The organism is Tritonibacter aquimaris (genome assembly GCF_009617595.1).
GTDB classification, from domain to species: Bacteria; Pseudomonadota; Alphaproteobacteria; order Rhodobacterales; family Rhodobacteraceae; genus Epibacterium; species Epibacterium aquimaris.
Genome location: NZ_WIXK01000003.1, coordinates 142,771 through 155,376, shown reverse-complemented (window position 1 = coordinate 155,376; position 12,606 = coordinate 142,771). Strand labels below are relative to the sequence as shown.

At 56.2% G+C, this 12,606-nt stretch carries 12 protein-coding genes; 9 read left to right on the top strand and 3 right to left on the bottom strand.

What is annotated here, in order from left to right; genetic code table 11:
* Positions 1-7 precede the first annotated feature (7 nt).
* The 7 genes from sdhD to GG681_RS06680 all read left to right on the top strand — a co-directional run bounded on the left by sdhD (position 8) and on the right by GG681_RS06680 (position 6,398).
* Positions 8-379 carry a succinate dehydrogenase, hydrophobic membrane anchor protein gene (gene sdhD / locus GG681_RS06705; protein WP_153546392.1) on the top strand — a complete coding sequence of 124 codons (372 nt, stop codon included), beginning with the start codon at positions 8-10 and terminating at the stop codon, positions 377-379.
* A gap of 26 nt (positions 380-405) precedes the next feature.
* A complete protein-coding gene (gene sdhA, locus GG681_RS06700) occupies positions 406-2,220 on the top strand; it encodes a succinate dehydrogenase flavoprotein subunit (protein ID WP_153546391.1) in 1,815 nt (604 codons plus the stop codon).
* Between the two features lie 12 nt (positions 2,221-2,232).
* Positions 2,233-3,012 (top strand): succinate dehydrogenase iron-sulfur subunit, encoded by a 780-nt coding sequence (locus GG681_RS06695; RefSeq protein WP_153546390.1) that lies wholly within the window; start codon positions 2,233-2,235, stop codon positions 3,010-3,012.
* Between the two features lie 122 nt (positions 3,013-3,134).
* Positions 3,135-4,550, top strand: a complete 1,416-nt coding sequence (gene creD / locus GG681_RS06690) for a cell envelope integrity protein CreD (RefSeq protein WP_153546389.1) — start codon at positions 3,135-3,137, stop codon at positions 4,548-4,550.
* A 496-nt stretch (positions 4,551-5,046) separates the two neighbouring features.
* Positions 5,047-5,193, top strand: coding sequence for a hypothetical protein (locus tag GG681_RS17680; RefSeq protein WP_194287150.1), 147 nt, complete (start codon positions 5,047-5,049; stop codon positions 5,191-5,193).
* A gap of 109 nt (positions 5,194-5,302) precedes the next feature.
* Positions 5,303-5,497: a hypothetical protein gene (locus GG681_RS06685; protein WP_153546388.1), complete on the top strand. Its 195-nt coding sequence runs from the start codon at positions 5,303-5,305 to the stop codon at positions 5,495-5,497.
* Between the two features lie 46 nt (positions 5,498-5,543).
* Positions 5,544-6,398, top strand: coding sequence for an urea carboxylase-associated family protein (locus tag GG681_RS06680; RefSeq protein WP_153546387.1), 855 nt, complete (start codon positions 5,544-5,546; stop codon positions 6,396-6,398).
* A 54-nt stretch (positions 6,399-6,452) separates the two neighbouring features.
* On the opposite strand, the gene deoD is transcribed toward GG681_RS06680, so the two are convergent.
* The 3 genes from deoD to GG681_RS06665 all read right to left on the bottom strand — a co-directional run bounded on the left by deoD (position 6,453) and on the right by GG681_RS06665 (position 9,572).
* Positions 6,453-7,157 carry a purine-nucleoside phosphorylase gene (deoD, locus tag GG681_RS06675; RefSeq protein WP_153546386.1) on the bottom strand — a complete coding sequence of 235 codons (705 nt, stop codon included), beginning with the start codon at positions 7,155-7,157 and terminating at the stop codon, positions 6,453-6,455.
* 7 nt (positions 7,158-7,164) lie between these two features.
* Entirely contained in the window at positions 7,165-7,482 is a 318-nt protein-coding gene (locus tag GG681_RS06670) for an H-NS histone family protein (protein ID WP_153546385.1), read from the bottom strand.
* A gap of 113 nt (positions 7,483-7,595) precedes the next feature.
* Positions 7,596-9,572: a protein meaA gene (locus GG681_RS06665; protein WP_153546384.1), complete on the bottom strand. Its 1,977-nt coding sequence runs from the start codon at positions 9,570-9,572 to the stop codon at positions 7,596-7,598.
* 680 nt (positions 9,573-10,252) lie between these two features.
* Here GG681_RS06665 and ccrA point away from each other — a divergent pair.
* The gene (gene ccrA / locus GG681_RS06660) at positions 10,253-11,539 is read left to right on the top strand and encodes a crotonyl-CoA carboxylase/reductase (RefSeq protein WP_153546383.1); all 1,287 of its coding nucleotides are present in this window, start codon (positions 10,253-10,255) and stop codon (positions 11,537-11,539) included.
* A 306-nt stretch (positions 11,540-11,845) separates the two neighbouring features.
* A complete protein-coding gene (locus tag GG681_RS06655; RefSeq protein WP_328593311.1) occupies positions 11,846-12,580 on the top strand; it encodes a helix-turn-helix transcriptional regulator in 735 nt (244 codons plus the stop codon).
* The last annotated feature ends 26 nt before the right edge of the window (positions 12,581-12,606 follow it).

Genomic DNA, 12,606 nt, shown 5'->3' with positions numbered 1-12,606 from the left:
GCCAGCCATGCAATTTCTGACCGACCGCAAACGCGCTCAGGGCCTTGGTGCCGGTGGCGCTGGCACCCATCACCACTGGCAGATGATCGTCAGCTCGATTTGCCTGGTGCCGCTGGTGCCCCTGTTTATCATCACCTTTGGTCTGGGCCTTGGTGGCACACAGGAAGAAGTGCTCGCCTATTTTGCCCGCCCATTCCCCGCAATCGTTACCGGACTGACCCTTGTGGTTGTCATCTTGCACCTCATGCATGAGGCACAGGTGGCGATCGAGGATTACATGCATGGTGTTGCAGAAAAACTGGCTCTGATTGCAGTGTCCGCTTTTTCTTACACGCTGATTGCCGCGGGTCTTTTTGCCCTCGTCAAACTGGCCCTGTGACGTCTGCGCGATAAGGAATAAGAACGATGACAGCAGCATATGAATATGAAACCCACGAGTATGACGTGGTGGTTGTGGGCGCCGGTGGTGCCGGTCTGCGTGCAACTCTGGGCATGGCAGAACAAGGTCTGCGCACCGCCTGTGTAACCAAGGTTTTCCCAACCCGCTCGCACACGGTTGCGGCGCAGGGTGGTATCGCCGCCTCGCTTTCCAACATGGGCCCAGACAACTGGCAGTGGCACATGTATGACACCGTCAAAGGCTCTGACTGGCTGGGTGACACCGACGCGATGGAATACCTCGCGCGTGAAGCACCCAAAGCGGTTTATGAACTGGATCACTACGGCGTGCCGTTTTCGCGCACCGAAGAAGGCAAGATCTACCAGCGTCCCTTTGGTGGTCACACCACTGAGTTCGGCGAAGGCCCCCCGGTACAACGAACCTGTGCCGCAGCTGACCGCACCGGCCACGCGATCCTGCACACGCTGTATGGTCAGTCGGTGAAAAACAAGGCTGAGTTCTACATCGAGTATTTCGCGATCGATCTGTTGATGTCTGATGATGGCGTCTGTCAGGGTGTGGTCTGCTGGAAACTGGATGATGGTACCTTCCACGTGTTCCGCGCCAAAATGGTGGTGCTGGCAACCGGTGGTTATGGCCGCTCTTACTTCTCTGCGACCTCGGCACACACCTGCACCGGCGACGGTGGCGGCATGGTGATGCGCGCGGGTCTGCCGATGCAAGACCTTGAATTCGTTCAGTTCCACCCGACCGGCATCTACGGCTCCGGCTGTCTGATCACTGAGGGTGCGCGCGGCGAAGGTGGCTATCTCACCAACTCCGAAGGCGAACGTTTCATGGAACGTTACGCACCAAACTACAAAGACCTTGCCCCGCGTGACTACGTTTCGCGCTCCATGACAATGGAGATCCGCGAAGGTCGTGGTGTGGGTGCCGAAGGTGATCACATTCACCTGAACCTGAGCCACCTGCCTGCTGATGCGCTGGCGGAACGCCTGCCGGGTATTTCGGAATCGGCCAAGATCTTCGCCGGTGTTGACGTGACCAAAGAGCCGATTCCGGTTCTGCCAACGGTTCACTACAACATGGGCGGTATCCCCACCAACTATTGGGGTGAGGTGTTGAACCCAACCGAGGACAACCCAACCGCGGTTGTACCTGGCCTGATGGCTGCAGGCGAAGCGGGCTGTGCCTCGGTGCACGGTGCCAACCGTCTGGGTTCTAACTCGTTGATTGACTTGGTTGTTTTCGGTCGCGCCGCTGCGATCCGTGCCGGTCAGGTTGTTGATCGTGATGCGCCGGTGCCAACGCCGGATCAATCCAAGATCGACAAGGTGTTTGAACGCTTTGATGGCCTGCGCTACGCCAAAGGTGCGATCCCAACTGCTGAACTGCGCCTTGAAATGCAGAAAACCATGCAGCGCGACGCGGCCGTGTTCCGTACCGCCAAGACCATGAAAGAAGGCGTTGCCGCGATGACCGAAATCGCCGGTAAAATGGGCGATCTCAAAGTCACCGACACCACATTGGTGTGGAACTCGGATCTGATGGAAACGCTGGAGCTCACCAACCTGATGCCTTCTGCGATCTCTACCATTGTGTCGGCCGAAGCCCGTAAGGAAAGCCGTGGCGCCCACGCGCATGAGGACTTCCCTGAGCGCGATGATGAGAACTGGCGTGTGCACACCGTCAGCCGTATCAACGAGGCTGGCACCAAGGTTGAACTCAGCTATCGTCCGGTGATTGTTGATCCGCTCACCAGTGAAGAAGAGGGCGGGATCAACCTCAAGAAAATCGCCCCCAAGGCACGTACCTTCTAAGGAGACGCCCAGATGGTCGAATTTGCACTGCCAAAAAACTCAAAGATCGTAACGGGTAAGACCTGGCCAAAGCCGGAAGGCGCGACAAATATCCGTAAGTTCCAGATCTATCGCTGGAACGAGGAAGATGGGAAAAACCCGCAGGTTGATACCTATTTCCTCGACATGGACAAATGTGGCCCCATGGTTCTGGATGCGCTGATCAAGATCAAAAACGAGATTGATCCAACGCTGACGTTCCGCCGCTCCTGCCGTGAAGGCATCTGTGGCTCCTGCGCGATGAACATCGACGGGATCAACACGCTGGCCTGTATCTATGGTCTCGATGAGATCAAGGGTGACGTGAAGATCTACCCGCTGCCGCACATGCCGGTGGTGAAAGATCTGATCCCGGATCTGACGCATTTCTATGCGCAGCACGCGTCCATCATGCCGTGGTTGGAAACCAAAACCAACCGCCCGGCAAAAGAATGGAAACAGTCGATTGAAGACCGCAAAAAGCTTGATGGTCTTTATGAATGTGTGATGTGCGCCAGCTGCTCAACCTCGTGCCCGAGCTACTGGTGGAACAGCGATCGCTATCTTGGCCCAGCCGCGTTGCTGCACGCCTATCGCTGGATCATTGATTCACGTGACGAGGCCACCGGTGAGCGTTTGGACAGCCTGGAAGATCCGTTCAAACTTTATCGCTGCCACACCATCATGAACTGTGCAAAAACCTGCCCCAAAGGTCTGAACCCGGCGGCGGCGATTGCGCATATCAAAAAGATGATGATCGAACGCACCGTGTGATCACAGATCATATGTCATTGAAAACCCCTGCCATTTTGGCGGGGGTTTTTTGTTGCGGAATTCCCCACTGGCCTGGATCGCGCCCCATAGTAGGATAGGCGCAGTTTGCAGGAGGTGCAGCTATGCTCAGATCGATGGGGCGGCGGTTTTTTATTGTTGGGCTTTTGGTGCTCTTGATGTTTGTACCGCTGTTTTTTGCGGCGGAAATTGTGCAGGGGCGCAAAGGATTTTCGGCCAGCACCATTGAAAACGTTGGTCGTGAATGGGGCGGGGCGCAGATCCTGTCGGGGCCACAGCTGGTGATCCCGGTAGAGCGCACAGTAACGCGAATTGGCACGCGGCCCCAAATTGACCCTGACAGCGGCGCTGTGTCGGTGGATGCACAGGGCGATATGATCACGGTGCCGTTTTCCGAACAGGTGACCGAGGCAGCGCAGGCGGTTTTCCTTTATCCAGAAGAGTTTAGCGCCGATCTGACCACAACCGCGCAGATCCGGGAACGGGGTATTTTTGAAGTGCCCGTGTATCAGGCCGATGCGGATTTCCGGTTTGATTTCAACGCAACGGCTGCCGCGACCACCCTTGCAGAACATGAGACGATCCTGTGGGACAAGGCCTATCTGCGCCTGTTTGTGTCGTCGAACCGGGCGCTGCGGGGGGCGGCGGTTTTGAAAAACGGTGATGCGGCGTTTACGCTGGAGCCGTTTGATCGCGGCAATGGCATTCAGGCGCTGGTGGGGGATCCGCGCGATCTTGGGGTGTTTACGCTTGAGCTGGAATTTAACGGCGCGCAGTATCTGCGCCTGGCACCGGTGGGGCGCGACAGCCAGATTTCGGTCAAAAGCGATTGGCCGCACCCGTCGTTTGATGGGGCGTTTCTGCCCGATGAGCGCGAGATTTCCGAGGCGGGGTTTGCCGCAAGCTGGCGTATCCCACATCTGGCGCGGGCGCTGCCGCAGGTGGCGCGGGAAGATCTGGATCACGCGGCGCGCAATCGATTTGCCTTTGGGGTGACCTATCTGCGGCCCAATGATTTCTACCAGAAAGCCTATCGCGCCGCGCGCTATGGTATTTTGTTTATTGCTTTGACCTTCCTCACGATTTTGTTGGTGGAGAAGGGGCGCGACAGGCCGGTGCACCCGGTGCAATACCTGCTGGTGGGGCTGGCGCAGTCGCTGTTTGTGCTGTTGATGGTGGCCTATGCTGAGCTGATTGGATTTGCCGCGGCCTATCTTTTGGCGGCGGGGGCAACGGTTGCGCTGCTGACGTTTTATGGCTGGATTGGCATGCATCTGGGGCGACGGGCCTTTGTGCTTGGGGCGGTGCTGGTTGTGGTCTATGCGGTGCTGTATCTGATCTTGCGCTCAGCTGATTATGCGCTGCTGGCGGGATCAACGCTGGCCTTTATGGCGCTGGCGCTGACGATGGTGGCCACCCGCAACGAAGATTGGTTTGGCCCGCAAGAGCCCAAGAAGGACAAATCCGGTTTTTGGGGCAGGTCCAAACCCGCTGAGACCGCCGCGCCCGATGAAAGCTGACCACAAAAGCTGAACACAAGAGGTGGGCAGGGCTGTGTGGCCTCCGTTTTTGCGGGGGCGTCAGCGTTGCGTTGCCAGGGTGGGATTTGAGTATTTATTAAAAGGTGAAAGAGCAGGTGGTAAAAAGGCGGCCGCCGGAGTGGGCGGAGGATGGCGAAGGCCCGGTTTTTAACCCTGGACCCTGTCCGGTGATGCATTTCCAGTTGGACCTCCCTGCACCCTTTGGGGCGTGACGCCTTTGAGGTGGTCTTGGGGGGCCGGTCTCCGATGTAGCTACGGGACTGAGTGTGGCAGTGAGATCTGAAGCAATTGATAGTGGGGCGTACGCTGGGGGCGCAACACCCTGTGGCCCTGGGGCTAAGGTATTGTGCGCAAAGGTGTTTGTAATTTGCTGCATTGCAGAAACTGCATAGCGAGACTGCAATATCATCTGATGTGGCGGAAGCAGAATAGGCGTTAGATCGCAGCTGTCGAAGACTCATAGAGGAAGAAGCCAATGTCTGATTCTGTAAAAGACGCAAAAGCTGCTGAAGCGCTGGCCATTCTGGAAGACAGCTGGGGCTATTACATGCCCGAGGCCGTGCCAGTGAAAGAGGTGGAAGACCACGCGGAATACGCGGATTACTACTCGGAAGCGGCCTAAGGTTCGCCTGAGAAATGGCCTGATTTTACCACTTTATCGGGGTGCGCGCCCGCGATAGACTTGGGGCTGAGCCGCCGCACTTGGGCGGCTGCCCCTAGACGGCAACGATATGCCAGTGATCTTATTATTTCTTCTGCTTGGGGTGCTGGCCTATCTGTATTGGAAGCGCCGCACCAGCAATCTGACACGCAATTGCCGCTGGCGGCAGCGTAAGGCGCAGGGCGATTATGTCTGCGCCTATTGTGGTGGCACCAGTGTCGAGCTGCCGCGCCATTGTGTGCATTCTCCTGATCAACATGTTTGACTTGTGTTTGGGGCTGCGGTTCTCTGCCTGAAGGAGGATCGCGCTTATGACACAGAACCTTGGGGCCGAGGTAGGCCAGCCAGAAGATGCGGCTGCGCGCCGGAGCGTGAAGCCGGTGATCTGCTATCCCAATGAAAGCCTGCCCAAACCTGCGATCTCAGCTGAGGCGCGCGGCGATAAGGTGGATGAGGTGATTGTGCCGCCGCGCGATGGCGCCTGTTTTAGCGCGCCAGCGGGGCATTTTTTCCGCATTAGCTGTATTGATACGCCGCAGGTGGGAGATTTGAACCTGTGGAACCGCAACAATCTGAATGAGCGGTTTTATTCGGGAAAAACGCGGGCGCTGCATGGCAGCCACCTGAATAGGGGGGCGCGCATGTGGAGCAGCTTTCCCTATTTGCGGCCAATGGCAACGATTGTGGCGGATACGCTGGAGTGGTACGGCATCGATGAATTTGGCGGCGCGGTGCATGATGTGATTGGCACCCGCTGTGACCCCTATACCGGGCGGTTGCTGCAAGGGGTGGATTACCACAATTGCTGCCATTCCAATCTGACGCGGGCTTTGGCGGATCATCTCGGCGTGTCTTTGGCTGAGGCTGAGCCGCATGTGCATGATGTGCTCAACGTGTTTATGTGCACGGGGTTTACCCGCGACACCGGCCAGTATTTCATGAAGGCAAGCCCGGTGCGCCCCGGTGATTATCTGGAGTTTTTTGCCGAAATTGATCTGCTTGGGGCGCTGAGTGCCTGCCCCGGTGGGGATTGCGGATCAGAGCATACCAGCGATGCCGCGATTTGTGCGCCGCTTTTGGTGGAGATCTATGCGCCAAAGCCCGGCGCGCTGGCGGGGTGGGAGCAGCCCGCGCCCAATGCCTATGACCGCAGTCATGGTCGGTAAGAAGATGGGGAAATGGGGTGTTTGCCTCAGGCCGGATCTGGCCTGAGGAAAGGGTTAGGCAAAGGCCGCCTGAAGCGCGATTTCCACCATGTCGCCAAAGCTGCGTTCGCGTTGGTCTGAGGGCAGCGATTCACCAGTTTGCAGATGATCTGACACCGTGAGCACCGCCAGCGCGCGCGCCTTGTGGCGGGCGGCGAGAGTGTAAAGTTCGGCTGCTTCCATTTCGACACCAAGAATGCCGTGGCGCACCATCTGTTCATCCAGATCGGCGCGTTCGGCATAGAAGGTATCAGAAGAATAGATCCCGCCCACATGCACATCCACGTCAAAGCCTTTGGCGGCCTCGGTGGCGGCGCTGAGCAGGGACCAGTCAGCGCAGGGGGCAAAATTCACCTCGCGGAAGATGCTGTCAGAGGGGGAGCCCAGGGTGGTTGCGGTCATGGCGATGATCACATCGCGGACCTTAACCTCGGGTTGCATGCCGCCGCAGGAGCCGATGCGGATCAGGGTTTTGGCCCCATAATCGCGCAACAGCTCATTGGCGTAGATCGACAGCGATGGCATGCCCATGCCACTGCCTTGGATGGTGACCTTGTGACCATTCCAGGTGCCGGTATAGCCCAGCATGCCGCGCACCTCATTTACGAGGCGCACATCAGTCAGAAAGGTTTCAGCCGCCCATTTCGCGCGATAGGGATCGCCCGGCATCAACACGGTCTCGGCGATGTCACCGGGTTTTGCACCAATATGAATGGTCATGGCCGGATCAGATTTCCAGGTCGGAAATATCAACGCCTGCGGTCAGCGCTGCGTGGACCCATTGTGGTTTACGGCCGCGACCGCTCCAGGTTTCTTCCGGGTTGTTTGGGTTGCGATACTTTGGAACGGCTTTGCCTTTTTTGGCATTGCTGCGGGCCGTGGCAGCGATCTCTTCGAGAGAGAAGCCGAATTTGGCTGCTGCTTCTTCGGCCGCGCGCAGGGCTTCGCTGCGTTCACGCTCTTCGGCGCTTTTGATCGCATCGTCGAGATTAGAGCGCAGTTCAATGAGCTCAGCGCGCGACATTGCCGAAAGATCGATAGTCATTATTATTCTCCAAGACAGTTCAACCATTATTATATGGCTTAAACTGCGTTATGAAATAAAATGCAGATCGATTTCAGCAAGAAAATGAGCAGTTTTTTGCTTTTTTTCCCGAATTAATTCTCCAACTCCCCAGAAATAGCGAGATTAGTAATATCGGACATCATTGTATTCAGCTCAAAATCTTTTGGCGTGAATACCCGAGAGACCCCCATTTCCTTTAATTTCGCGGCGTCATCATCAGGAATAATGCCGCCAACAATTACCGGAATGTTTTGCAAACCAGCGTCGCGCAGGCGGGTGAGCGTTTCTTCGACCAGTGGCAAATGGCTGCCAGAGAGAATCGAAAGACCCAAAACATGGGCGCCATCATCGCGGGCGGAATTGACCAGCTCTTCCGGGGTGAGGCGGATGCCTTCATAGGTGATGTCCATGCCACAATCACGGGCACGATAGGCGATTTGTTCCGCACCATTGGAATGGCCATCCAGGCCGGGCTTGCCGATCACGAATTTCAGGCGGCGGCCCAATTTGTCACTGGCGGCGGCAACCTGATCGCGCAGATCATCCAGGCCTTCGGTCTTGTTGGAGACGCCCGCCGCGACACCGGTTGGCCCGCGGTAGATACCGTGAACGCGGCGCATTTCTTCGGCCCATTCCCCGGTGGTGACGCCTGCCTTGGCCGCAGCGATGGAAGGGGGCATGATATTGGTGCCGTTTTTGGCGGCCTCATGCAGGTCTTTCAGCGCCTTGGTGACGGCGGCCTCATCGCGGGTTTTGCGCCACTCATTGAGACGGTTGATCTGGTCTTCTTCGACCGCGGGATCCACCACCATAATGCCGCCGTCCTCGGTTTGCAGCGGTGAAGGCTCCCCTTCGGTCCAGCGGTTCACACCGACAACGGTGGTTTCTCCGCGTTCAATCCGGTTGAGCCGTTCGGCGTTTGATTCCACCAGACGCGATTTCATATATTCGATCGATTTAATCGCACCGCCCATTGAGCCGAGGTTGGCAAGCTCCGCACGGGCTCCGTCTTTCAGCGCTTCGACCTTGGCGTCGACCACCGGGTTGCCATCAAACAGATCGCCATATTCCAACAGATCGGTTTCATAGGCCATGATCTGCTGCATACGCATGGACCACTGCTGATCCCAGGGGCGCGGCAGGCCGAGGGCCTCGTTCCAGGCCGGAAGCTGCACCGCGCGGGCGCGGGCTTTTTTCGACAGGGTCACTGCCAGCATTTCGATCAGGATCCGGTAGACGTTGTTTTCCGGCTGCTGTTCGGTGAGGCCAAGCGAGTTCACCTGCACCCCATAGCGGAAGCGGCGGAATTTAGGGTTTTCAACGCCGTAGCGTTCCTGGCAGATCTCATCCCAGAGATCGACAAAGGCGCGCATTTTGCACATTTCAGTGATGAAGCGGATGCCTGCGTTCACAAAGAAAGAGATACGGCTGACCAGCGCCGGGAAGTCTTCGGCGGCGACGCGGGGTTTCAATTCATCCAGCACCGCCTGGGCGGTGGCGAGAGCAAAGGCAAGCTCCTGCTCGGGCGTGGCGCCGGCCTCTTGCAGGTGGTAGGAACACACGTTCATCGGGTTCCATTTGGGGATGTTGGTGTAGCAGTATTCCGCCACGTCGCCGATCATTTTCAGGCTGGGTTGCGGCGGGCAGATATAGGTGCCGCGGCTGAGATATTCCTTGATCAGATCGTTTTGCACCGTGCCCTGCAGCTTGGTGATGTCGGCGCCTTGCTCTTCGGCCACGGCCACATAAAGCGACAACAGCCAGGGGGCGGTGGCGTTGATCGTCATCGAGGTGTTCATCTGTTCCAGCGGGATCTGATCGAACAGGGTGCGCATATCACCAAGGTGACAGACCGGCACGCCCACTTTGCCCACTTCGCCGCGCGACAATAGGTGATCGCTGTCATAGCCCGTCTGAGTGGGCAGATCGAACGCCACCGAAAGGCCGGTCTGACCCTTGGCAAGGTTGGAGCGATAAAGCGCGTTTGATTTCGTGGCTGTGGAATGTCCCGCATAGGTGCGGATCAACCAGGGACGGTCGGGCTTGGTCTCATTCTGTGTTTGCGACATGGCGAACCTCGTGAATCTCAGCGGGTAATTTTGTTTCGTTGGGATAATGTAGATCGCAATTATAGGTCTTTGTCAATTCGCTGCATTGCGGCAAATTTGTGGATCTTCGTGCTCTTGGCGTGTGTTCTTGGGCTAAGCTCTCCTATAAGGCGAAATTCCTACCATTGCGGAAATGGGGGGCAAATAAGTGCAGCTAATACTTGATCCACGGCGGTGGGCTGATTGGGGAAATAGCGAAAGTCAGCGAAATTACGCCGATTTGTTTTTGGGGGAGCGGGGGGAAATCTTCGCTGCACTTTATGTGGTCTGGATCACATTAAGGACAGATCACGATTACGGCATTTGAGGCTGCGATTTTTAGAAGAGCGCGAATATACCACGCGGCTGCCTAGTGTAGGTGGCGTTTGAAATGACATCTTTTAATTGTTTTTTGCGAGATGAGAACAATCATGCGCGATAAGATCAGATCATGGAAACGCGCGTAGCTGGGGAAATACCACCAAATTGAAAGGCCGCAGGGGGCCATGTTTGCGGGGGTCACCTGGATCTGCTGATTTCTGTAAGTCATAAAATTACAAAATAGTCGCCAATGGGGTTGCAATATTACTCTGCCGTTTTTATCCCTAAGGGGAGGCCGCGATTCTGCGTTGCGGCATTGCTGTTGAGGGAAGGAGGCCATTATGGCTTTGGATAACGAAAATCAGGCGGTGTCCTATGATGCGCCGAAAAAAGACCTCTATGAGATGGGTGAGATCCCTCCCATGGGGTATGTACCCAAACAGATGTACGCCTGGGCGATCCGGCGCGAACGTCAGGGTGAGCCGAACAAGGCGATGCTGCAAGAGGTCGTAGATGTGCCGACGCTGGACAGCCATGAAGTGCTGGTTCTGGTGATGGCCGCAGGCGTTAACTACAACGGTGTTTGGGCCGGTCTTGGTGTGCCGATCTCGATGTTTGACGTGCACAAACAGCCCTATCACATTGCCGGTTCTGATGCCGCGGGCATCGTTTGGGCCGTGGGTGACAAGGTGAAGCGCTGGAAGGTTGGCGATGAAGTTGTGATCCATTGCAACCAGGACGATGGCGACGACGAGCACTGCAACGGTGGCGATCCGATGTTCTCGGACAGCCAGCGGATCTGGGGTTATGAGACACCGGATGGGTCGTTCTCGCAGTTCACCCGTGTGCAGGCGCAGCAATTGATGCCGCGTCCCAAGCATCTGACCTGGGAAGAGAGTGCGTGTTACACGCTGACGCTGGCAACTGCCTACCGCATGTTGTTTGGCCACGAACCCCATGATCTGAAGCCGGGCCAGAATGTTCTGGTGTGGGGCGCGTCTGGTGGTCTGGGCTCTTATGCGATCCAGCTGATCAACACCGCCGGTGCAAACGCCATTGGCGTGATCTCGGACGAGAGCAAGCGTGACTTTGTGATGGGTCTGGGCGCCAAAGGCGTGATCAACCGCAATGATTTCAATTGCTGGGGTCAGCTGCCCACGGTGAACACGCCGGAATATAACGACTGGCTGAAAGAGGCGCGCAAGTTCGGCAAGGCGATCTGGGAGATCACCGGCAAGGGCGTCAATGTGGACATGGTGTTTGAACACCCAGGCGAAAAGACCTTCCCGGTGTCTTCGCTGGTTTGTAAAAAGGGCGGCATGGTTGTGATCTGTGCGGGCACCTCTGGTTTTAATTGTACCTTTGATGTGCGCTATATGTGGATGCACCAAAAGCGTCTGCAGGGCAGCCACTTTGCCCATCTGAAGCAGGCGGCATCGGCAAATCAGCTGATGGTTGAACGTCGTCTGGACCCTTGCATGTCGGAAGTGTTCCCCTGGGCGGAACTGCCTGACGCGCATATGAAAATGCTGCGCAACGAGCATAAGCCGGGCAATATGTCGGTGCTGGTTCAATCGCCAAAAACCGGCCTGCGCACGCTGGAAGACGTGCTGGAAGCGGGTAAGTAAAGCTTAGTCTTTACAGACGCTTAACCTTAGAAAACGCCGTGTGAGCCAGGCTCATGCGGCGTTTTTTTTGTATTTGAAGGCTTGGATTGTTTTTGAAAAATTAAATGTATAGGAGAGGTGTTAAGAAATACTGTTCACATAACGAACTTTTTGATAAAGAATGAGGAGAACTTTAATCATAACATGATGTTCGAAATTACTTCAAAAGGTTAATACGGACACAGGAATTGAGGCAATACAAAGGCGGCGCCTTGGAGGACTTTTGCACCTGTGCGGGCGGTCGTTCAAAAAGTTGATTTGAGAACAGTGGTTTGTAGCGAAGTGAACATCAAGGACGATCTGGAGTATTTTCTGGATACGTTAAACAATGCCACAGGTTTGACAGGTTTGCAGTTGGTATTGGAGAAGGTTGCCGCAGTTTGGGCGGTGGATCATGCCTCATACCTTTGGATCGATCGATCTAGCGAACATTACTATTTTGGAACCTATCCGCAGGATTGGCGCCGAACCTATCAACAGAAAGAGTACGAGCGGGTAGATCCGGTGCGGCGGGGCTGTTTTCGCAGTTTTCATCCGGTGGATTGGCGCAGATTGGACTGGGGCTCGCGCGCGGCACGGGCCTTTCGGCAAGATGCGCAGGCGCATGGGCTTGGCAATCAGGGCTATTCCGTGCCTGTGCGCGGACCCAAGGGCCAGTTTGCAGTGTTTTCTGTCAATTGCAGCTGTCCGGATCAGGCGTGGGATGATTTTGTGCAGGCGCACAATCGTGAACTGCTGCTGCTTGGGCATTTTCTCAATCAGCGGGTGCTGGAACTGGAGCCGCGATCGCACGAATTTGACACCGTGGCGTTGTCGCAGCGTGAAGTAGATGTGCTGAGCCTGCTTGCCAAGGGGCAAAGCCGAGCGAAGGTGGCCGATGCGCTGGGCATTTCAGAACATACGCTGCGGGTTTATATCGAAAGCGCGCGGTTCAAATTGAAAGCGACAAATACAACCCAGGCAATTGCGCGCGCTACAAGCATCGGCCTGATCATCGTCTAACCCTGCCAAATTAATGGCCGATGAGC

Excerpts from the sequence above, each read along its gene's own strand:
- sdhD (WP_153546392.1), top strand. The coding sequence starts at position 8 with ATGCAATTTCTGACCGACCGCAAACGCGCTCAGGGCCTTGGTGCCGGT.
- sdhA (WP_153546391.1), top strand. The coding sequence starts at position 406 with ATGACAGCAGCATATGAATATGAAACCCACGAGTATGACGTGGTGGTT.
- GG681_RS06695 (WP_153546390.1), top strand. The coding sequence starts at position 2,233 with ATGGTCGAATTTGCACTGCCAAAAAACTCAAAGATCGTAACGGGTAAG.
- creD (WP_153546389.1), top strand. The coding sequence starts at position 3,135 with ATGCTCAGATCGATGGGGCGGCGGTTTTTTATTGTTGGGCTTTTGGTG.
- GG681_RS17680 (WP_194287150.1), top strand. The coding sequence starts at position 5,047 with ATGTCTGATTCTGTAAAAGACGCAAAAGCTGCTGAAGCGCTGGCCATT.
- GG681_RS06685 (WP_153546388.1), top strand. The coding sequence starts at position 5,303 with ATGCCAGTGATCTTATTATTTCTTCTGCTTGGGGTGCTGGCCTATCTG.
- GG681_RS06680 (WP_153546387.1), top strand. The coding sequence starts at position 5,544 with ATGACACAGAACCTTGGGGCCGAGGTAGGCCAGCCAGAAGATGCGGCT.
- deoD (WP_153546386.1), bottom strand. The coding sequence starts at position 7,157 with ATGACCATTCATATTGGTGCAAAACCCGGTGACATCGCCGAGACCGTG.
- GG681_RS06670 (WP_153546385.1), bottom strand. The coding sequence starts at position 7,482 with ATGACTATCGATCTTTCGGCAATGTCGCGCGCTGAGCTCATTGAACTG.
- GG681_RS06665 (WP_153546384.1), bottom strand. The coding sequence starts at position 9,572 with ATGTCGCAAACACAGAATGAGACCAAGCCCGACCGTCCCTGGTTGATC.
- ccrA (WP_153546383.1), top strand. The coding sequence starts at position 10,253 with ATGGCTTTGGATAACGAAAATCAGGCGGTGTCCTATGATGCGCCGAAA.